Annotated in this window: 16 protein-coding genes; 15 read left to right on the plus strand and 1 reads right to left on the minus strand. The window is 61.5% G+C overall.

All coding sequences use genetic code 11. From position 1 onward, the window contains the following. Positions 1-41: 41 nt before the first annotated feature. The 9 genes from AC1RME_RS27560 (at position 42) to AC1RME_RS27600 (ending at position 10,089) form a co-directional block, all read left to right on the plus strand. Complete coding sequence (locus tag AC1RME_RS27560) at positions 42-953, plus strand: LysR family transcriptional regulator (protein ID WP_096818727.1); 912 nt, start codon at positions 42-44, stop codon at positions 951-953. A 103-nt stretch (positions 954-1,056) separates the two neighbouring features. Beyond that, the gene (locus tag AC1RME_RS27565) at positions 1,057-1,950 is read left to right on the plus strand and encodes an NAD-dependent epimerase/dehydratase family protein (RefSeq protein ID WP_096818729.1); all 894 of its coding nucleotides are present in this window, start codon (positions 1,057-1,059) and stop codon (positions 1,948-1,950) included. Between the two features lie 419 nt (positions 1,951-2,369). Then, entirely contained in the window at positions 2,370-4,091 is a 1,722-nt protein-coding gene (locus tag AC1RME_RS27570; RefSeq protein ID WP_493092007.1) for a carbamoyltransferase family protein, read from the plus strand. Positions 4,092-4,155: 64 nt separating this feature from the next. Further along, positions 4,156-5,331, plus strand: a complete 1,176-nt coding sequence (locus tag AC1RME_RS27575; protein WP_096818735.1) for an MFS transporter — start codon at positions 4,156-4,158, stop codon at positions 5,329-5,331. Position 5,332: 1 nt separating this feature from the next. Then, positions 5,333-6,004 (plus strand): HAD family hydrolase, encoded by a 672-nt coding sequence (locus AC1RME_RS27580; RefSeq protein WP_255261899.1) that lies wholly within the window; start codon positions 5,333-5,335, stop codon positions 6,002-6,004. Next, positions 6,001-6,639 (plus strand): YdcF family protein, encoded by a 639-nt coding sequence (locus AC1RME_RS27585; protein ID WP_096818741.1) that lies wholly within the window; start codon positions 6,001-6,003, stop codon positions 6,637-6,639. The genes AC1RME_RS27580 and AC1RME_RS27585 overlap by 4 nt, the downstream gene beginning before the upstream one ends. Before the next feature lie 25 nt (positions 6,640-6,664). Beyond that, positions 6,665-8,131, plus strand: a complete 1,467-nt coding sequence (locus AC1RME_RS27590) for an N-acyl-D-amino-acid deacylase family protein (RefSeq protein WP_096818744.1) — start codon at positions 6,665-6,667, stop codon at positions 8,129-8,131. A 112-nt stretch (positions 8,132-8,243) separates the two neighbouring features. Then, positions 8,244-9,656 (plus strand): hypothetical protein, encoded by a 1,413-nt coding sequence (locus AC1RME_RS27595; protein WP_096818747.1) that lies wholly within the window; start codon positions 8,244-8,246, stop codon positions 9,654-9,656. A 64-nt stretch (positions 9,657-9,720) separates the two neighbouring features. After that, the gene (locus AC1RME_RS27600; protein WP_085734057.1) at positions 9,721-10,089 is read left to right on the plus strand and encodes a glyoxalase superfamily protein; all 369 of its coding nucleotides are present in this window, start codon (positions 9,721-9,723) and stop codon (positions 10,087-10,089) included. Here AC1RME_RS27600 and gliR read toward each other — a convergent pair. After that, positions 10,086-11,114 (minus strand): AraC family transcriptional regulator GliR, encoded by a 1,029-nt coding sequence (gene gliR / locus AC1RME_RS27605; RefSeq protein WP_096818750.1) that lies wholly within the window; start codon positions 11,112-11,114, stop codon positions 10,086-10,088. The two genes, AC1RME_RS27600 and gliR, sit on opposite strands and share 4 nt — an antisense overlap. 211 nt (positions 11,115-11,325) lie before the next feature. On the opposite strand from gliR, the gene AC1RME_RS27610 reads away from it, so the two are divergent. From AC1RME_RS27610 to AC1RME_RS27635, 6 genes are all read left to right on the plus strand, one after another. Beyond that, a complete protein-coding gene (locus AC1RME_RS27610; protein WP_096818752.1) occupies positions 11,326-12,921 on the plus strand; it encodes an FAD-binding oxidoreductase in 1,596 nt (531 codons plus the stop codon). 5 nt (positions 12,922-12,926) lie between these two features. Continuing rightward, positions 12,927-14,522, plus strand: coding sequence for a glycerol-3-phosphate dehydrogenase/oxidase (locus tag AC1RME_RS27615; RefSeq protein ID WP_096818755.1), 1,596 nt, complete (start codon positions 12,927-12,929; stop codon positions 14,520-14,522). A gap of 20 nt (positions 14,523-14,542) precedes the next feature. After that, positions 14,543-16,111, plus strand: a complete 1,569-nt coding sequence (locus AC1RME_RS27620) for an FGGY-family carbohydrate kinase (protein ID WP_096819322.1) — start codon at positions 14,543-14,545, stop codon at positions 16,109-16,111. Positions 16,112-16,227: 116 nt separating this feature from the next. Further along, positions 16,228-17,517 carry a phospholipase C/P1 nuclease family protein gene (locus AC1RME_RS27625; RefSeq protein ID WP_096818757.1) on the plus strand — a complete coding sequence of 430 codons (1,290 nt, stop codon included), beginning with the start codon at positions 16,228-16,230 and terminating at the stop codon, positions 17,515-17,517. Between the two features lie 45 nt (positions 17,518-17,562). Beyond that, positions 17,563-19,521 (plus strand): DUF1302 domain-containing protein, encoded by a 1,959-nt coding sequence (locus AC1RME_RS27630; RefSeq protein ID WP_096818761.1) that lies wholly within the window; start codon positions 17,563-17,565, stop codon positions 19,519-19,521. Between the two features lie 31 nt (positions 19,522-19,552). Further along, complete coding sequence (locus AC1RME_RS27635; protein ID WP_096818764.1) at positions 19,553-20,926, plus strand: DUF1329 domain-containing protein; 1,374 nt, start codon at positions 19,553-19,555, stop codon at positions 20,924-20,926. Positions 20,927-20,929 lie beyond the last annotated feature (3 nt).

A 20,929-nucleotide genomic window follows, 5' to 3' on the forward strand; every position in this document is an offset into this window, starting at 1 on the left:
GCCTGAGCTTGCGCAGCAGGCCTTTCGATTCGAGGACACCCGTGAAAGCCAGATCCGATGAGTTGCAGATTTTCGTCTGCGTGATCGAATGCGGTTCGATCTCCGCCGCCGCCGAGCAGGTCGGACAGACGCCGTCGGCCGTCAGCCGCACGCTGTCGCGGCTGGAAGCCAAGCTCGACACCACGCTGATCAACCGCACGACCCGACGCATGGACCTGACCGAGGAGGGCAAGTATTTCTTCGAGCAGGCCAAGCTGATCCTCGACCAGATGGATCAGCTCGAGGAGCGCCTTTCTTCGCGCCAACAGACGCCGTCCGGTCGGCTGCGAATCAACGCCGCATCGCCGTTCATGCTCCACGCCATCGTGCCGTACATCGACGAATTCCGGCGGCTGTACCCGGACATCCAGCTCGAACTCAACAGCAATGACTTGATCATTGACCTGCTGGAACAAAGCACCGACGTCGCCATCCGCATCGGCACCCTCGCCGATTCGACGTTGCATGCCCGCTCGCTCGGTTGCAGTCCGCTGTTGATCGTTGCCAGTCCCGCCTATCTGGAAAAACACGGCGCGCCGCTGGAAGTGGCCGACCTCAGCGAACACACCTTGCTCGGCTTCACCCAGAACGAAGGCCTCAACCAGTGGCCGCTGCGCTACGTGCACGGCGATCGCTGGCCGATCACCCCGGTGATCAGCGCCTCCAGCGGCGAGACGGTTCGGCATCTGGCGCTGGAAGGCCAGGGCATTGCCTGCCTTTCGCATTTCATGACCATCGACGACATTCGCGCCGGGCGCCTCAAGGTGTTGCTGGCGGAATTCAACAGCGGTTATCGCCAACCGATCAACGCGGTGTACTACCGCAACTCGCAACTGGCGCTGCGGATCCAGTGCTTCCTGGATTTCATCCAGAGCAAACTGGCGGCTTACGCCAGTGCCGATTTCAAAGGCTGATTCGTGACTCCTGCGCAAGAGTGAATTGGCTGAGGGCGGGTTTTTCCACCGGACTCGCCGGTCGATACTCGTTGCATCACTTATTCACGCAGGGAGTTTCTCCATGAACGTATTCGTCACCGGCGCTGCCGGTTTTATCGGCGGCTCCATCGCTACCGGTCTGGTCAAGGCCGGGCACACCGTCACCGGTCTTGTACGCAGTGCCGAACAGGCCGATGAGCTGAAAGCACTGGGCATTACCCCGGTGATCGGCACCCTCGACGACAACGCGCTGCTGGCCGAACAGGCCCGCGCCGCTGACGCTGTGATCAACGCCGCCAGCAGCGACCATCGCGGCGCGGTCGAAGCCTTGCTCGATGCCCTGCGCGGCTCGAACAAAGTGTTCCTGCACACCAGCGGTTCGAGCATCGTCGGCGATGCGTCGGGCGGCAAATCCAGCGATGTCATCTACTTCGAAGACAACCTGCCGGAGCCGACTGTCGACAAAGCCGCACGCGTGGCCATCGACAACCTGATCCTCGCGGCAGCGAAGGACGGCGTGAACTCGGCCGTCATCTGCAACACCCTGATCTACGGCCACAGCCTGGGCGTCCATCGCGACAGCGTGCAACTGCCGCGCCTGCTGAAACAGGCGCGCAAAAGCGGCGTGGTGCGTCACGTCGGCACTGGCCAGAACATCTGGTCCAACGTGCACATCGAAGACGTGGTGTCTCTGTACCTGCTGGCGCTGACCAAAAACGTCCCGGGCACGTTCTACTTCGTCGAAAGCGGCGAAGCGTCGTTCATCGACATGACCACCGCCATGGCCGAAGCCCTGAATCTGGGCCAGCCACAAGACTGGCCGCTGAAAGACGCCGAAGCAGAGTGGGGCTACGAAATGGCCAACTACGGCCTGGGCTCCAACAGCCGGGTACGCGGCAAACACGCCCGTGAGCTGCTGGGCTGGGTACCGAAGCGCACGTCAGTGGTCGAGTGGATTCGCAACGAAATGGTGTGAGTCCACACACCACACTTGAACCTGTGGGAGCCATCCGGCTCCCACAGGTTTTTTTATGCCCCGGAAAAGACGGACAGGATGCCGAGGCTCATCGAAACGTTCAGAAATTTCCTACTAGCCTGATCCCCGCACAGGCATGGCCAACACAGCTGGCCGGTTTGTAGGATAGCGGGCACCCACTGGTTGTCTGGCCATGAGGCCAGGTCGGTGGGTAACGCCCGTGGAATTTTTCTGCAAAAAGGAATTTGCGATGGCAATACGCACCTCTGCTGCCTGCACGTAAAGGCATATCCCGGGCGAACCAGATGATTTCGCCTCCTCACGGTTCATGACACGGCGCCACGCGCCTTGGCCGGAGCATTGCGCTCTTCGGTCGTGGGCACACTCATCCGCGAAATTGGCAAGAACAAGGAGTAGTTATGGTCATTTTGGGCATTACCAATAACGATTTGTCGGGCGCTTGCCTGGTACGCGATGGTCAGATTCTCTCGGCAGTCAGCGAAGAGCGTTTCACCCGCATCAAGGATCACAAGATCTGGCCCGCCAAGTCCATCGAGTTTGTGTTGAGCCAGGCTGGCGTGTCACTGGAAGATATCGACTACGTGGCTTACGGATGGAATGCCGGTTTCAACGCCGATAAACACCTTGAGTTGTATTTCGACCGAATCGTCGAGGAAGTCCGGAACAACCCCGAAGGCCTGGCGCAGTTCCGCCAGCGTGTTACCGATGAAGTCCGAAACGACAGAGAGAAGCGCGCCGAATTCGATCAATACATTGTCGCCAATGGCCTGGCCGGCAAGGCGTATTACATCGATCACCATGAATGCCATGCCCTTGGTGCTTATGTCTGCTCGCCGTTCGATGAGGCCTTGACCCTGACCTGTGACGGGCGCGGCGACTTCCAGTCGCTGACCGTGACCTGGTACAGCCCGACCGAAACCACGGTTTTGCAACGCGAAACCAGCATCGACAGCCTGGGTTACTTCTACGGCCGGATCACTCATTTGCTGGGCTACAAACCGAACCGGCATGAAGGCAAGGTCACGGGACTGGCCGCTTTTGGTGATCCGCAGAAGTTGCTGGGGGTGATGCAGCAGATGATCCGTTTTGAAGACGGGCGCATCAAGGCCCGTTGCGGCGACCTGTTCGTGCCGTCCTACAACCACTACAGCGAATCACTGGAAACCCTTTTCTCCCGGGAAACCCCCGAGGATATCGCCGCCGCCGTGCAGCGCCACTCCGAAGACTTGCTGGTGGCGATCGTCAAACATCACCTGGAACAACGCGGCAGTACCAACCTGTGCCTGGCCGGCGGTGTGTTTGGCAACGTCAAACTCAACCAGCGCCTACGCGAGATTCCCGGCGTGCAAAACGTCTATGTGCTGCCGTGCATGGGCGATGGCGGGCTGGCACTGGCGGCGGCCGTCGGAGCGGCGTACCTGGAGAACGGCACACGCTTCACGAACCCGGCGATGACCCTCGGGCCGGAATCGCGCAGCGTTTCGCAGAACATCAACCTGATCCATCGCGACTACCCTGAACTCGGTTATCACACACCGTCGAACATCATCGACGTGCTGACCGACGCACTGATGGAAAACCAGGTGCTGGGCATGTTCAAGGGCAAGATGGAGTTCGGCCCGCGCTCACTGTGCAACCGCAGCATCGTCTATCACGCGCAGGATGGCGAAGTGAACGACTGGCTGAACAAACGCATGCACCGCACCGAGTTCATGCCGTTCGGCCCGGTCACCGCCATTGAACAGGCAGCGGCCTGTTACATCGGCTGGGACGAGGATCAAGTGGCGGCAGACACCATGACCATGACCTACGATTGTCATCCGCAGTTCAGCGAGGCCAGTCCGGCGGTGGTGCACATCGACGGCACGGCGCGGCCGCAGATCATTCGCCCGGAGCGTGATCCATTCATGCATCGGCTGTTGAATGCCTGGCATGAGCGGACCGGTCAGGCAGCGTTGATCAATACCTCGTTCAACCGGCACGAAGAACCGATCGTGTGTTCGCCTCAGGATGCGCTGGATGCGTTGAAAGAAGGGATGGTCGATCTGGTGGTGATGAGTGAATCACTGATTGTCTGGCGCAAAGGCAAAAACAGCTTCACCCAACAACGCTTCGAATAATGGATGGATGGTTACAGGGCTCCGCTGGAGCCCTGCTCAGGAGCATCGAGCGTATGGTTGACCCATGTATCTGATCTTTTTCGGGTTCTTTGCGGCAGAAGGGATCATCTATCCGTTCTGGCCGACCTGGCTGAATTCGCTGGGTTTCAGCGCCAGTCAGATTGGCCTGCTGATCGCGGCGGTCTATTGGCCCCAAGTCGTGACCGGAGTGTTGATCACTTACGTGGCCGACTGGCGCGTGGACCAATTGCGGCTCGCGGCTTTTCTCGGTTTCTCCGCAGCGTTGTGTACGTTGCTGTTCTATTTCATGCCGGTGCACCTGTGGGGATTCGTGTGCCTGAGCATCCTGTTCGGCGGGCTGTGGATGGTGGTGTTGCCGCTGTCCGAGTCCTATCTGCTCAAGCGTGACAAGCAAGCCCTGCAGAACTACGGCTGGGTCCGTGCGGTGGGCTCTTCAGCGTTTATCCTGACTTCGACCCTCGGCGGCCTGTTGTTTGCGCAGTACAGCCAGTCATGGGTGCCGGTGGTGATTGCCGCGTGCATGTTGCTCACCGCACTGGCATGCCTGTGGCTGAAGCGTCAGGTCTCCCGTGCCCATCTGGAACCGGTCAGTCGCACCCTTGAACGACCGGACTGGAAAGCGCTGTTCGCGCAAAAAAGTCTGTTGGTCGCGATTGCGGCGGCCAGCTTCATTCAACTGAGTCACACCCTGTACTTTTCCACGGCGTCGATCGGCTGGGGCGTGAAGGGCTACTCTTCAACCGCCATCGGGGTGTTCTGGTCAGTGGCGGTGATCGCGGAAATCACTTATTTCGCGTTCTCCAACAAAGTCCTGTCGTTCTGTTCGCCGTTGTCCATCGTGATGTTTTCCAGTGTCTGTGCGGCGGCGCGCTGGGCGTTGTTTTCCGACAGCGATGCGGTGCCGGTGATCCTGCTGGGGCAATGCCTGCACGCCTTGAGTTTCGCGGCGTATCACTCGGCGATCATGCGCTGCATTCGCGATCACGCCCCGCCAGATATCCAGGTGTTTACCCAGGGTGTCTATTACTCGCTGGCGGTTGCCTTGCCCATGGGGCTGGCCACACCCTTTGCCGGGTATCTGTACGAGACGCAGCCACAATGGTCCTGGTATGTCATGGCGCTGTTTGCCCTGATGGGAACCGTGCTGGCATTCATTGCTCACCAGAAAATGCGAAGTGCAACCGATGCCACAACGAACGTTTACAGCCGTCTGCTTTGATATGGACGGCGTGCTTATCCAGTCTCGCGAGGTCATCGAGTTCGCCTGGACCACGGTGGCGCGCAACTACGGTGTTGCCGTCGATCAGGCGTTCATCGACGATCACATTCACGGTCGCCCGGGCGGTTACACCCTGCAGGCCCTGTTTGGTCAGTTCGACGAACAGACGCGCGTGGCCATCAAGCAAGAAGTCGACGCCATCGAAGAGGTTTCGATCTGTCCGCTGGTGCCGGGCGTCGCTGCGTTCATCGCCCAATTGAATGGGCGCGTGCCGCTGGCGCTGGTGACCAGCAGTTGGCGAGCGCGAGTCGACCACGTTTTGCAGCAACACGACCTGACGTCGGTTTTCGACTGCATCATCTGCCGCGACGATGTGCGCAGTGGCAAACCGGCTCCCGATCCTTATCGCCTGGCCGCCGCCCGACTGGAGCGTCAGAGCGATGAATGCCTGGTCTTCGAAGATTCCGTCAGCGGCGTGCAGTCGGCGGTCAGCAGCGGCGCGCTGTGCATCGGTATCGGCGACGATCCGACGCTGACCACTCATGGGGCACTGCGGACGTACGCGGATTTCACGGCGCTCCCGGTCTCGCAGGGCGGGGTGGATACACACCTCTATGCCGACGGTGGGTTGTTTATCAGCGGGCAGCTTGCCCAGAGGTTCGCACGCTCATGACACCGACCTTGCGACACGCGACCGTCCTGTGGAATTTCCTGGGGGCGGGGCGCCAACACAGCGATTGTGAGCTGATCGTGGTGTGCGGCTCCTACGACCTTCGAGTCTGCGATTACGCCTGTCAGTTGCTGAAAAAAGGCGTCGCCCCGCATCTGTTGTTTACCGGCAACACTGGTAACTGGACGAAGCATTTGTGGGAACGGACCGAAGCGGATATTTTTGCGCAACGGGCCATGATTCAAGGTGTTTCGGCGGATCAGTTCACCCTCGAATCCCGTGCCACTAACTTCGCCGAGAACATCGCATTTGCCCGAGCGTTGTTCCCGGACGTGCGCCGGGCGACGTTCCTGACCAAGCCGAATTCGATCCGGCGCGTGGCGTTGACCTTGCCCGTTCAATGGCCAGGGCTTGAGGCCTGGGTGGATGCGCCGTCCTTCAGTTTTCCGGGGGAGGTCAGCAACTTGATCGGGGTTCTGGGGCTGATCGACGAAATGGTCGGGGATGTGCACCGGATCATGGTTTACCCTTCGCTGGGCTTTCAGGTCGAGCAGGTGATTCCCGAGGAAGTCGAGGTAGCCTGGCGCTACCTGATCGAACAAGGATTCGATCACCATTTGATCAAAGGCAGACACTGACGCCGAGCTGCCGCCGGAGACTGACATGCTGTACGACACACTGATTCGCAACGCCCTGGTCATCGACGGCAGCAACAGCCCCGGCTATACCGCTGACGTGGCAATCCTCGATGGCCGCATCGCGCGCATCGGTGACTTGCGCGATGTGAGCGCCACCGATGAAATCGACGCCGCCGGTCGAGTGCTGGCGCCGGGCTTCATCGACGTGCACACCCACGACGACACCGTGGTGATCCGCCAGCCGCAGATGCTGCCCAAGCTCAGCCAGGGCGTGACCACGGTGATTGTCGGCAACTGCGGCATCAGCGCCGCGCCGGTCAGTCTCAAGGGCGATCCACCGGATCCAATGAACCTGCTCGGCACTGCCGCCGCATTCGTCTATCCACGTTTCAGCGATTACCGCGCGGCGGTCGAAGCGGCCAACACCACGCTGAACGTCGCGGCACTGGTCGGGCACACGGCGCTGCGCAGCAATCACCTCGATGATCTGTTTCGCACGGCGACTGACGATGAAATCGCCGCGATGCGCGAGCAGTTGCGTGAAAGCCTGGAGGCGGGCGCCCTTGGTTTATCCACAGGTCTGGCCTACGCCAGTGCGTTTTCGGCATCCACCGATGAAGTCATGCAGCTGACTGAAGAATTGAACGCGTTCGGCGCCGTGTACACCACCCATCTGCGCAGTGAGTTCGAACCGGTGCTGGAGGCCATGGACGAAGCCTTTCGCATCGGCCGCCACGCCCGTTCGCCGGTGATCGTTTCCCACCTCAAGTGTGCCGGCGTAGGTAACTGGGGGCGCAGTCCGCAGTTGCTCGCGTCGCTGGAAGAAGCGGCGAAAACCCACCCGGTCGGCTGTGATTGCTACCCGTATGCGGCGAGTTCTTCGACGCTGGATCTGAAGCAGGTCACTGACGCCCACCGCATCACTATTACCTGGTCGACGCCACACCCGGAAGTCAGCGGTCGCGACCTGACCGCCATTGCTGCCGAATGGACGATGCCACTGCTCGATGCCGCCAAACGCCTGCAACCGGCGGGCGCGGTGTATTACGGCATGGACGAGAACGACGTGCGCCGGATCCTCGCCCATCCGCTGACGATGGTTGGCTCCGACGGCCTGCCGGAAGACCCGTTCCCGCACCCGCGCCTGTGGGGCGCTTTCCCTCGGGTGCTCGGCCATTTCAGTCGCGATGTCGGGCTGTTTCCGCTGCACACCGCCGTGCACAAGATGACCGGTCTTTCGGCGGCGCGCTTTGGCTTGAAGGAAAGAGGCGAGATCCGGGAAGGCTATTGGGCCGATCTGGTGTTGTTCGACCCCGCAACCGTACGTGACGTGGCTGATTTCAGCGATCCGCAACGACCGGCGCAAGGCATCGATGGTGTGTGGATCAATGGCGTGTTGAGTTATCGCGACGGACAGGCCAGCGGTCGGCGTGAAGGCCGATTCCTTGCCAGACAAGGGGATTTGCGCGCGGGATTCGCGCGCGCGTTGTGAGGGCAGGGAAGCTGGATTGATAGTGTGATGGCACATTGAGACTAAAGATTCCCTCGACCAAGCCGAATTGCTGACATCCAGTGGATTTGGCGTACGTCGCCCAGGGAGTTTCATGTATCGCGTCAGTTTGCTCGTAGCCGTCACCCTGTTGACTGGCTGCGCCGTCACCCCGCAAGCCAGAACCGCCGCCTCCCAGGCTGAAACAGGGGGCATCCTGATGCGTCCGATCGTGCAGGACTCGATCATTCGCGAAGGCGATGTCTTGAGCTTTCAAACCAGCGACACAGGCAACGCTCAAGCGGGATCAGGGATCCTCGCGCAACTTGAAGCCTCTTGCACGGCGGATCGCGGCAGCCTTCTGTACCTGACCAGTTCCGTGCGTCGCTATCTGGGGGGCAATGGCCGCGAGTACAGCGTGGGCTTGCCGATTCCTGCGTCGGCGTATCCGACGTTCAAGCGTCACCCTGATTTCATTCGTGCCTGCGCGCAGACGCCACAGGCGGACTGGCGTGTGGTCAAGGGCAGTGGCGAACAGCAATGGGTGATGATCGACCGCAACAGCCTCAAGACCGAAGGCAATGAGTTGAAGTTCTGGGCCGCGTACGACAATCCGTATGTAGCGTTCGATATGCCCTACAACGCGCCTTATGCACAAAAGCGTGAGCACTATGCCGTCAACTGTTCCAAACAGGTGTTCCGTCCGATCGGGGGGTATGACCTCAATGTCGACAACACCGTGACCGACGGCCAGGACCGCACTTCGCTGGCCGCCCAGCCAATTGCCGGAAGCAACGACGACTACGAGATGCTGTTCAAACTGGCCTGTGAGAAGCCGCAATCCATCGCGCAGTTGCCGGTGTTCGTACCCCGTGCCAAGAAGACCCAGCCGACGACTTTGCCGATGGTATCCGACAAGGTACTTTCCGCGATCAAGAACCTGAACATGACCCCGGTCAGCAAGCCTCTGAGCTACGTGGAAGTGGTAGGCAAGTCCACTTACGAGTCCACGACCAAGGACATGCGCGAGGAACGTTTCCTCGGTGTCGACGCTGTCAGTGGCCAGTCGACCCAGCGCTTGACGGGCAACGGCTACGAGGGCAACAGCGTGACCTTCCGTGGGCTGTTCGAGCTGGTGAGACAAACGGAGTTCGGCGTGGGCAAGCCGTCGTCGATGAAAGACGGCTCCAGCGTGGAGGAGCTCAGCTTCAGTGGTGACTGGCAGCACATGCCGGTCAACGGCAAGCTGGGTTACATCATGCAACTGCGCACGTCCAATTCGGTGATCGGCAAGCTTGGTGAAATCACTCGCCGCAATGAATGCACGGTGGTTCGTGACCTGTCTGCCAATGAACTCAATGCCACGCTGAGCGGCGGGGCCAAAGAACTTTCTTGCCAGCAGAAAAATGATCAGTACGGCCGGGTGGATACGTATTACTACCTGCAGGACTACGGCTACTTTTTCTTCGCCCGTACCGACAAGAACAACCACTACTACCATGACCTCACGCTCAAGACAGTGCGCTGAGCAGGCCGTTTGAACCTGACACGCCCGCCTCAGGCGGGCGAATCCCATACGCGAGAACATGCCCATGAGCTTCGGTAAAACCACCCCGATCCTGCGGATTTTCGATGAAGCCAAGGCCTTGGAGTTCTATGTCGACTTCCTCGGTTTCAAGATCGATTGGCAGCATCGTTTCGAACCCGGCTTCCCGTTGTACCTGCAAGTCTCGCGCGGTGAGTGCGTGCTGCATCTGTCCGAACATCACGGCGATGCAACACCGGGTTCGGCCCTGCGGATCGAGACCGATGAGCTGGAGGCCTTCCAGCAGCAACTGCTGGCGAAGAACTACAAGTTTTCGCATCCTGGCATTCAGGCCATGCCGTGGGGCAGCCAGGACATGACCATCGCCGACCCGTTCGGCAACCGTCTGGTGTTCACCAACGCGATCAGTCTCTAACTGTCGTTCGCTACCCGGTGAGTCTGCCGAAACTCACCGGGCGGCATGCCACGCCGGCTCTTGAACGTGCGGTGAAACGAGCGCGGTTCGGTGAAGCCCAGATACTGGGCGATGTCCTGAATCGGCAACGTACTGTTTAACAGGTAATGCTCGGCCAGCTCCTGGCGCAAGTCATCGAGGATCTGCTGATACGACGTGCCGGCCTGATGCAACTGGCGTTGCAGCGTGCGCACGGACACGGCGAGATGCTCGGCCACCTGTTCCTTGCGCGGCAGGCCTTCCTTGAGCAACTGGCGCAGGATGCTTTTGACCCGTTGCTCCAGCGACGCGTCCTCCAGCGTCGCCATCAGGCTCTGAGCGTGTTCTTCCAAGGTGCGCAGCAAATGCGCATCGGCCTGACGCAGCGGCAACTGCAGATACGGCAGCGGCACGATCAGCGCGGAATACGGTTGATCGAATAGCACCGGGCATTCAAAAAACTGTTCGTACTGTTCCAGCGTCGTGTCCGCCGGGCGTGAGTGCTCCAGCCACACGGCGGCCGGCGACAATTGGGTGTCGGCGATCCAGCGTGCGTATTGCAGCCAGGAGCCGAGTACGTTTTCCACCAGATGCCGGCGAATTCGCGGGCGCTCAAAGCGGCAGCTCCAGATCAGGTGCACATGGCTGTCCTGAACCTCGGCGCGGCTCACACCCATGTCGCCCACCAGTTTTTCGAACGGCATGATGCGGCTCATGGCGTCGCCCAGTGTCGCGCAGTTCATGGTGATGTAGCCCAGCACGCTCCAGGAGTTGGGCAGCACGAAATTCGCGGCGTTGAGGCCGAACAGCGGATCGCCCGAGTGTTCGCAGAAATAATCGAGCAACCGTTCATGGGTTTCACCCGGCAGGCGCAGGCTGTTGTCGCTCAACTGCTGCGCCTGCAACCCGGCCGCCGTCAATGCAGGCTCGATGGCCATGCCCAGATGTTCGGCATGGCGCAGGTACTTGAGCAGCGGCGGAACGGAGGTGAAGCCGAGCGATTGCATGACCGTATTCCCTTGATCGAGGCCGCCGTGGGCGGATGAGCGCCCTGAAAGGTAATTTGAATCCACGACTAAAGTAAATGGCTGACGCTTGCGCGACGTTTGACTCAATTGGCTACTCGAACTGGCCGGATGCGACCGTGACACTTTCGGCCGGCTGACTAGTATGAGGGCCTGAAATCTCACTGATCAGACTGCACAGAAGGACACACGCATGCGACGCTGGAACGGCTGGGGAGATGCAACAACGGTGGTCGAACTGCCGGCCCAGGGCGCAAGTTTTCTCCATGAGCGACTAGGGGAGGGCCGAGCGCTGCCCGATGCGACGCTTGAAGCGGCGATGGCCCGCGTACCGGTCTCGCGGCTGGCGGAGCACGCGCTGTACAGCATCGATGCCCATGACCGTCTGCTGCACGCCCGGGGGCAGAGCCTGCCGGACTGGCTGGCATTGCGCGAAGGGGCGTTGGGTAACTATCCCGACGCCGTGGCGTTCCCGGAAACCGCTGAACACATCCGCCAGTTGCTGGCGCTCGCCCAGGCACAGGACCTGTGCCTGATTCCCTACGGCGGCGGCACGTCGGTGGCCGGGCACATCAATCCGCCCGACTCTGCGCGGCCCGTGGTGACGGTGTCTCTGGCGCGGATGAATCGTCTGCTCGACCTCGATGAACCAAGCCTGCTGGCGACTTTCGGTCCCGGTGCCAGTGGGCCGCAGGTCGAGAGTCAACTGCGCGCCCGAGGCTACACGCTGGGGCATTTCCCGCAGTCGTGGGAGTTGTCGACGCTGGGCGGCTGGGTGGCCAGTCGTTCCAGTGGCCAGCAATCGCTGCGTTATGGGCGGATCGAACAACTGTTCGCCGGCGGGACGCTGGAAACCTTTGCCGGGCCCCTGCAAATTCCAACTTTCCCGGCGTCGGCGGCTGGCCCGGATCTGCGTGAAGTGGTGCTGGGTTGCGAAGGGCGTTTCGGGATCATTTCCGAGGTCAAAGTGCGGGTCAGCGCGCTGCCGGCCGATGAGCGTTTCTACGGCGTGTTTCTGCCCAGTTGGAGCAAGGCACTGCAAGCCATTCAGCAACTTGCGCAAGCGCGGGTGCCGCTGTCGATGCTGCGCCTTTCCAACGCGGTGGAGACCGAAACCCAGTTGGCGCTGGCCGGCCATCCGCAGCAGATCGCCTGGCTGGAAAAGTATCTGAGTTTGCGCGGAGCGGGGGAAGGTAAGTGCCTGCTGACCTTCGGCGTGACCGGCAATCGCAAGCAGAATGCGCTGTCCCTGAGTCAGGCCCGCCGGCATCTTAAGGCATTCGGCGGGGTGTTCACCGGCACGCTGCTCGGCAAGAAGTGGGCGCAGAACCGCTTCCGTTTTCCCTACCTGCGAGAGAACCTGTGGAACGCCGGTTACGTGGTCGACACCCTGGAAACCGCCACCGACTGGAGCAACGTCGACAACCTGCTCAACTTGATCGAAAACAGCCTGCGCGATGCCCTCGCGGCTGAAGGAGAGCGGGTGCATGTGTTCACGCATCTGTCCCACGTCTACGGCGAAGGCTCGAGCATCTACACCACCTACGTGTTTCGCCCGGCGGCGGACTATCCCGCGACGCTGGCCCGCTGGAAGGCCCTCAAGCACGCGGCCAGCCAGACCATCGTCGACAACCACGGCACCATCAGCCACCAGCACGGCGTGGGCAAGGATCACGCGCCGTACCTGCTGCGCGAAAAGGGCGAGCTGGCGATGGACACCTTGCAGGCGCTGAGCCGGCACTTCGACCCGGCCGGGCGCCTGAACCCCGGCACGCTGTTGCAGGAGTGACGGCGATGAGCGCGGACTGGAACGCCGAATGGCGCCAGCAGGTCCTGCCGACACTGGCGGGTGAAACCTGGGACCTGATCGTGATCGGCGGCGGCATCAGCGGTGCCGGAATCCTGCGTGAAGCCGCGCGTCGTGGCTGGCGTTGCCTGCTGCTGGAGCAGCGAGATTTTGCCTGGGGCACGTCCAGTCGATCATCGAAAATGGTTCATGGCGGTTTGCGTTATATCGCCAAGGGCCAGTGGCGACTGACCCGCGATTCGGTGCGCGAACGCCAGCGTCTGCTCGACGAAGCGCCGGGGCTGGTGGAACCGATGAGTTTCATGATGCCGCACTATCGCGGCGGCTTTCCCGGGCCGCGGGTGCTGGGTGGTCTGTTGTCGATCTATGACGCACTGGCGGGGCGGCGCGACCATCGTTTCCATGACGCGCAGCAACTGCGTTATCTCGCGCCGGGCGTGAAAGAAAATGACCTGTTGGGCGGCACCTGTTTTGTCGATGCGCTGACCGATGACGCACGGTTGGTGATGCGCGTGTTGAGCGAAGCGCGGGCCGACGGCGCAGTGGTACTCAACGGCATGCGTGTCGAACATGTGCTGCGTGAAAACGGGCGGGTGTGCGGGGTTCAGGTCGAGGACTGCGAAGCCGGCGCTTCAATTCAATTGCGTTGTGGTGTGCTGGCAGTGGCTACCGGCGCCTGGGCCGAACGCTTGCGTCCGCCCGAGGCTCCGCGCCAGTTGCGTCCGTTGCGCGGCAGTCATTTGCTGCTGCCGGGCTGGCGCTTGCCGGTGGCGCAGGCCTTTACGTTTATGCACGAGCAGGATCGGCGTCCTGTGTTCGTTTTCCCTTGGGAAGGCGCCACAGTGGTCGGCACCACCGACCTTGATCATCGCGAGAATCTGGACCAGAGCGCGAGCATCAGCGGCGAAGAACTGGACTATCTGCTGGCCGCCTGCCGACAGCAGTTTCCCGGCGCTGAAGTGACAGCGGCTGATGTGCTTTCAACCTGGTCGGGCGTGCGCCCGGTGGTGGGCAGTGCGGCGGGTGAGCATCAAGACAAACCGTCGAACGAAACCCGTGAACATGTGCTGTGGCAGGAGCCAGGCTGCGTCACGTTGGCCGGTGGCAAACTCACGACGTTCCGCCCGCAAGCCATCGAAGTGCTCAAGGCGTGCGCCGACATGCTCGGCCGTTCCTTCGATGACGATGCCGCGCCGGTGTTTGCCGCCGTGCCGCCACTGACAATCCCCGGCCTCAGCCCGGGCCAGTGGCGACGTCTGGCCGGGCGACATGGCCGGGACTTGCCGAGACTGGCGCAACTGCTCGCCGAACTGGGCCACGACACCGTCGGCGCCACCGACACCTTGTGGGCAGAACTGGCCTTCGCCTGCGAAGCGGAAATGGTCCTGCACCTGGATGACCTGCTGCTGCGCCGAACCCGTCTCGGCCTGTTACTGCCCCATGGTGGAGCAGATTATTTCCCGGCCATTCGCCAACTCTGCCAGCCGCGACTGGGCTGGAACGACGAACACTGGCAACAGGAACAGCAACGCTACCAGGCGTTATGGCAACGCCATCACGGCCTGCCGGAAATCGCGCAGTGATGCCCCTCGAAGAGAGTTCCATGGACAACCACCCGAACAAGCGTTACCTGCTGGCCATCGACAATGGCACCCAGAGCGTGCGCGCGCTGCTCTTCGATTTGCAGGGCAACCTGCTCGGCAAGGGCAAGGTTGAATTGCAGGCCTATTACTCGACGCAGCCGGGCTGGGCCGAGCAGGATCCGGAATATTACTGGGCGAAACTGGGCGAGGCCTGCCAGCAGGTGTGGGCGCAAACCGGCATCGATCGTTCGCAGATTGCCGGGGTTTCTCTCACGACGCAGCGCGGCACGGTGATCAATGTCGACGCCCAAGGCAAGCCGCTGCGCCCGGCGATTCTCTGGCTCGATCAGCGCCAGAGCGAAGTCGAAGGCGGGATCAAGGGACCGTGGGGCTGGCTGTTCAAACTGGCTGGCGCGCAGGCCACCGTGGATTACTTTCGCACCCAGGCCGAAGCCAACTGGATCGCCCGGCATCAGCCTGACGTGTGGGCGGCGACCGACAAGTTTCTGCTGCTCTCGGGGTTTCTCACGCATCGCCTGTGCGGGCGCTTCGTCGATTCGGTGGGATGTTGCGTCGGTTACCTGCCGTTCGACTTCAAACGTCTGCGCTGGGCCGCGCCGCGTGACTGGAAATGGCAGGCGCTGGCGGTGCGTCCCGAGCAGTTGCCGACCTTGCACAAACCCGGTGAAACCCTCGGCCACATCAGCGCTGAAGCGAGTCTTCACACCGGCATTCCCGAAGGCGTTCCGCTGATCGCGGCGGGGGCCGACAAGGCCTGTGAAGTGCTCGGTTCCGGCGTCGTCGACTCGGGCACGGTGTGCCTGTCCTACGGCACCACGGCGACGATCACCAGCACCCGCTCGCGCTATCTGGAAATCGTCCCGTTGATTCCGCCGTACCCGTCGGCGGTGCCGGATCAGTACAACTGCGAGGTGATGATTTATCGCGGCTACTGGATGGTCAGCTGGTTCAAGAACGAGTTCGGCCTGCGGGAAATGCAGCAGGCCAAGGAGCAGGGTATCGAGCCTGAACAACTGTTCGATGCGCTGGTCGATGCGGTGCCGCCGGGCTCGATGGGGTTGATGCTGCAACCGTACTGGTCGCCGGGGATTCGTGAGCCGGGTGTGGAGGCCAAAGGCGCGATGATCGGCTTCGGCGACGTGCATACCCGTGCGCACATTTACCGGGCGATTCTTGAAGGTCTGGCGTATGCGTTGCGTCAGGGCATGGAGAAAATCGAGAAGCGCTCGAAGATCTCCGTCACCCGTTTACGTGTTGCTGGCGGTGGCTCGCAAAGTGATGCGGCGATGCAACTGACGGCGAACATCTTCGGCCTGCCGGCGGAGCGTCCGCACGTCTATGAAGCGTCCGGTCTTGGCGCGGCGATTTGTTGCGCGGTGGGGCTTGGGTTGCACGCGGATTTCCCCACAGCAATTGCGGCGATGACCCGGGTTGGCGCGGTGTTTCAGCCGCAACCCGAGGCGCAGCAGGTCTACGAGCGACTGTACAAGGACGTCTATCTGCGCATGTATCGGCAGCTCAAACCGTTGTACCAGAGCATTCGCAGGATCACCGGTTACCCGGCCTGAAAGAACAGTGCATGTGGCGCTATCGGAGAACTTTTCTGGTGAGATTGGACAGTGTCAGGGGCGAGGTCGGTTGTTAGGCTCATCCCCCACAGCACATCCAACAAGAACTAAAAGCAATGAAGCTGACATTCCTCCTGCTGCTGCTTTGTGGAATGGTCCCGACGGCGTGGGGCTGGTCGAATCATACGGTGGGCAGCTACCTGGCGTTGCAGGACCTGCCGGCGTTGCGCGATGCGCCACCTGTTGAAGTCGAACCGCTGGAGCGGTTTCTCTCCGAGCAATATCCGGCCATCGCCGCGTTGCTCGATGAGCAGGAACGCTTCGCCCGCGAGCATTTCAACCAGTACCCGCCGCGCCCCGACAACCTCAAGTTGCCCGCCGAGCCGAGCGACAATCTGCGCCACGACTTCCTCACCGCGCTGCGGATCAACCCGCAGATTTATCTGGCGATGGTCATCCAGCCGTTGCCGGGCAAGGACCTGCCGGAGCGCGAGCATCTGCAGGCCGATCAGGTCATGGTGGAGCAAACGCTTTCGCCGTGGAATCGCCAGCGTTTCATCCGCGTAGCCGATCACGAAAAAGTCGCGCCCCTGGCCGTGCTGGCCAGCGCCGCGGATGAGCCGGATTACGGCCACGACATCAATCTGTTCAGCGACAACCCCGGTGAAGTCGCCGCGTTGTACGGCTTCGGCCCGCAGCCGTTTGGCGATGCGCGCTTCCAGTACAGCTCCCAGGCGCCGTTCCACATGGGCTTCTTCCATGAGAGCCCGGTGGTGTATGCGGCTGCCGGATTTCTTGAGCGCAGCTGGCCGGACTGGCGCGCGTATCAATACATGGGGCTGGCGCGACTGGCGTTTGCCAGCGGCCATCCTTACTGGGGTTATCGCTTTCTCGGTTGGGGCCTGCACCACGTTCAGGACCTGACCCAGCCGTATCACGCCAAGCCGTTGCCGGGCGTCGAACTGCCGAGCCTTCTGCTGCTGGAGGGCAAGGCGCTGGCCGGTTTTGCGGATGACAAACAGGCGTCCATCGAACGGGTCGCGACCCGCCACATGGAGGTCGAGAAATACCAGTCGACCTGGCTGCGCCGTGTGCTGCGCGCCGGTCAGCCGCATCCGATGATCGACGCCTACGCCGATGCCGCCGGGGACGCGCATTACCCGCCGTACTCCGTGGACTACCTGCGCGAAGTGGTGAGCGCCGAGTCCGTCGACGACTCTGCCGCCTTCGATGAAGCCATCGGCCAGTGGCTGGAAACGGCGCCGGTCACCAGCGATTTCAGCGCGGGCAATCAGTTGCAGCGCGAGACCTTCGAGCACCCGGAACTCAATCGGCAATTGCTCAAATTGCTCGGCCATTTCGGCGCCCACAGCCGGATTTATGTTCGTGCGGGGCTGGCGCCCTAAGCATCGCGGCAACACACAACAATAAGAACAGGGAAGGAGGAACAGATGATCAACACTCGATTGCGCCTGTCTGGCGTAGCGCTCCCCGGTGTCGGTTTGGCAGGGCTGCTGCAACTCTGCGCAGTCGACGCGGTGCAGGCCGCCGAGTTCAGCGTGCTGGACAATCAGGTCACCGGCTCGCTCGACACGACCTTGTCCTATGGCCGCTTGTGGCGGGTGCAGGGCCGGGACAAGAACAACGATGACGTCAACACCAACGACGGCAATCGCAACTTCGACACCGGGCTGGTTTCCGAGGTGTACAAGATCACTTCGGAGCTGGAAGCCAACTACCAGAACTACGGGATGTTCCTGCGCGGCACCGCGTTCTACGACACCCAGTTGATGGACAAGCGCAACGACTACTACCACAACAACAGCCCGTCGCAGCCGAGCCAGAGTTATCCCCAGGACGACCGTTTCACCAGCCAGACCCGCGACATCGCCGGCAGCCGGATCGAGATGCTCGACGCCTACGTCCACGGCAGCTGGGATGTTGCGCAAATGCCGGTCACGGCGCGGGTGGGGCGTCAGGTGTTCAACTGGGGCGAGGGGATTTTCTATCGCGGCGGGGTCAACACCACCAATCCGGTGGACGCCGCCAAGTACCGCTTGCCGGGTGCCGAGGTCAAGGAAGTGCTGATGCCGGTGGAGGCGGTCAGCTTCAACATCGGCCTGACCGACAGCCTGACGATGGAGAGCTTCTACCAGACCAACTGGAAAGAAACCCGCATCGACCCGGTCGGCACGTTCTACTCGCAGACCGACCTGTTCGCCGACGGCGGTAACACCGCCTACAACAACTTCAGCGGCACCGCACTTGATACGCCGGTGCCGGGGTTTGGCAATGTCATCGGTCTGTACAGCGCACTGGGCAACAACCCGTTGCTCGGCCCGGCGCTGAAGTCCACCGGCCTCTACGCCAATGGCGTGACCCCGGCCTACGGCAACACCCTCAAGGTGGCGTCGATCGGCAAGGACTACAACGCGCGCAATGACGGCCAGTTCGGCTTTGCCTTTCGCTACATCGCCGAAGAGCTCAACAGCACCGAGTTCGGCCTGTACATGGTCAACTACCACGCCAAGGAACCGACCATCGCCGCTGACCTTGGCGGTTACAAGGGCATCGACATGAATGCTCTGACCAACATGCTCTCCAGCGTTGCCGGCAGTCAGGCTGGGGCTCTCGCCAACGGTCTGGCGACCGCCGATGTGATGGGCAACATCCAGGCCCATCGGCGGTATGCCGAAGACATCCGCATGTACGGTTTCAGCTTCAACACCACGCTGGGCAATGCCTCGGTGTTCGGTGAAGTGGCCTATCGACCGAACCTGCCCATCGGCGTCGCGGCCACCAACGACCTGATCGGCGATCTGGCCAACGGTGCTGCCGCAGCAGTGTCCGGCAAGACCATCAACGTCGGCGGGCAAATGGTCACCCTCGACAGCCAGATCAACAACGCCGAGCGGGTGGAAGCGTTCAACACTTCGCTAGGCAGCATCTACAACTTCGGCCCGACGCTGTCGTTCGACTCGATGTTCGGCATCTTCGAACTGGCCTCCGAGCACCTGCGCGGCAGCAGCCTGCAATACACCGCCTACGACGGCAGCACCCGTTACTACGCCGGCACCGGCAACACTTCGTACGTGTCCGGCGGTGATCGCGACGATCAGGTCAATCGCAATTCCTACAGCTACACGGTGATGTTCAACGGCACCTGGAACGACGTGTACGCCGGGATCAACGTCTCGCCCTACGTCGTCTACAAGGACGATTTCAAGGGCAACAGCTACCAGGCCGGCAATGCCATCGAGGGTCGCAAGGCCTACACGCTGGGGGTCAAGGCCAACTACCAGAACAAGCTCGAAGCCGAACTGCAATACACCGAGTTCTGGGGCGGCGGGCAGAACAACGGTATTCGCGACCGCGACAACGTCGGTTTCAACCTCAAGTATTTCTTGTGAGCCCACAGGTTTTTGAATTCGGAGAACGAACATGTTTCCTGCATCACGACTGACCAAGACCACACTGGCGTTGCTTTTGAGTTTGACCGCTGCAAGTACGCTGGCCGCCATCTCGCCCCAGCAAGCCGAACAACTGAAAACCTCGTTGACCCCCATGGGCGCCGAGCGTGCCGGCAACGCTGCCGGCACCATCCCGGCCTGGACTGGCGGCATCACCCAGGCGCCGGCCGGCTACAAGCCCGGCCAGCATCACCCCGATCCGTACGCGGCGGACAAACCGCTGTTCACCATCACCAAGGCCAATCTCGACCAGCACAAGGCGCACCTCAGCCCCGGCCAGATCGCGCTGTTCAACAGCTACCCCGACACCTTCCAGATGCCGGTCTATCCCTCGCGCCGATCCGGTTCGGCGCCGCAGTGGCTGTATGACAACACCCTGAAGAATGCGACCTCGGCCAAGTTGCTGGAGGGCGGCAGCGGGTTCGCCGATGCCTATGGCGGCGTACCGTTCCCGGTACCCAAGGATGGTGTCGAAGTGCTGTGGAATCACATCACTCGCTATCGCGGCATCTACGTGGTCCGCCGCGCCTCCGAAGCACCTGTGCAGCGCAACGGCAGCTTCGCGCTGGTGACCTCGCAGCAAGAGGGCTTCTTCAATTACTACCGCCCGGGCGGTCAATTCGCCGACCTGAAAAACATCCTGTTCTACTACCTCGCCTTCGTGAAAAGCCCGGCCCGCCTCGCCGGTGGTGCAGCGTTGGTGCACGAAACACTGGACCAGCTCAAGGACGCCCGCCAGGCCTGGATCTACGACGCCGGCCAACGCCGCGTCCGCCGTGCACCGAACCTCGCCTACGACACGCCGATTGCCTCATCCGATGGCCTGCGCACCGCAGACGACACCGACCTGTTCAACGGCTCGCCGGACCGCTTCGACTGGAAGCTCAAGGGCAAGCAGGAAATCTACATCCCCTACAACAACTACAAAGTCGGCAGCCCCGACGTGAAATACGCCCAACTGCTCACCCCCGGCCATCTCAACCCGCAATACACCCGCTACGAGCTGCACCGGGTCTGGGTGGTGGAAGGCACACTCAAACCAGGCGCACGACATATCTATTCCAAACGCGTGCTGTTCCTCGACGAAGACAGCTGGGGCGCCGCGCTGGTGGATCAATACGACGGGCGAGGGGAGCTGTGGCGCGTGTCGATGGCCTACCTGAAAAACTTCTACGACCTGCCCACCACCTGGAGCGCACTCGACGTCTTCCACGACTTGCAGGCCCGTCGGTACTACGTGCAGAACCTGGATAACGAAGAGGCCTCGACCGTCGACTTCTCGCAACCGGTGCCGGAGGATTCGTACTTCATGCCGTCGGCGTTGCGGCAGCGGGGGACGCGGTGAGTG

Source organism: Pseudomonas sp. GW822-FHT03F08 (assembly GCF_058801265.1).

Bases quoted from the DNA above. Each gene is read 5' to 3' on its own strand.
- AC1RME_RS27570 (WP_493092007.1), top strand. From the start codon at position 2,370: ATGGTCATTTTGGGCATTACCAATAACGATTTGTCGGGCGCTTGCCTG.
- AC1RME_RS27580 (WP_255261899.1), top strand. From the start codon at position 5,333: ATGGACGGCGTGCTTATCCAGTCTCGCGAGGTCATCGAGTTCGCCTGG.
- AC1RME_RS27625 (WP_096818757.1), top strand. From the start codon at position 16,228: ATGAAGCTGACATTCCTCCTGCTGCTGCTTTGTGGAATGGTCCCGACG.
- AC1RME_RS27585 (WP_096818741.1), top strand. From the start codon at position 6,001: ATGACACCGACCTTGCGACACGCGACCGTCCTGTGGAATTTCCTGGGG.
- AC1RME_RS27590 (WP_096818744.1), top strand. From the start codon at position 6,665: ATGCTGTACGACACACTGATTCGCAACGCCCTGGTCATCGACGGCAGC.
- AC1RME_RS27635 (WP_096818764.1), top strand. From the start codon at position 19,553: ATGTTTCCTGCATCACGACTGACCAAGACCACACTGGCGTTGCTTTTG.
- AC1RME_RS27600 (WP_085734057.1), top strand. From the start codon at position 9,721: ATGAGCTTCGGTAAAACCACCCCGATCCTGCGGATTTTCGATGAAGCC.
- AC1RME_RS27565 (WP_096818729.1), top strand. From the start codon at position 1,057: ATGAACGTATTCGTCACCGGCGCTGCCGGTTTTATCGGCGGCTCCATC.
- AC1RME_RS27630 (WP_096818761.1), top strand. From the start codon at position 17,563: ATGATCAACACTCGATTGCGCCTGTCTGGCGTAGCGCTCCCCGGTGTC.
- AC1RME_RS27575 (WP_096818735.1), top strand. From the start codon at position 4,156: ATGTATCTGATCTTTTTCGGGTTCTTTGCGGCAGAAGGGATCATCTAT.
- AC1RME_RS27620 (WP_096819322.1), top strand. From the start codon at position 14,543: ATGGACAACCACCCGAACAAGCGTTACCTGCTGGCCATCGACAATGGC.
- AC1RME_RS27595 (WP_096818747.1), top strand. From the start codon at position 8,244: ATGTATCGCGTCAGTTTGCTCGTAGCCGTCACCCTGTTGACTGGCTGC.
- gliR (WP_096818750.1), bottom strand. From the start codon at position 11,114: ATGCAATCGCTCGGCTTCACCTCCGTTCCGCCGCTGCTCAAGTACCTG.
- AC1RME_RS27610 (WP_096818752.1), top strand. From the start codon at position 11,326: ATGCGACGCTGGAACGGCTGGGGAGATGCAACAACGGTGGTCGAACTG.
- AC1RME_RS27615 (WP_096818755.1), top strand. From the start codon at position 12,927: ATGAGCGCGGACTGGAACGCCGAATGGCGCCAGCAGGTCCTGCCGACA.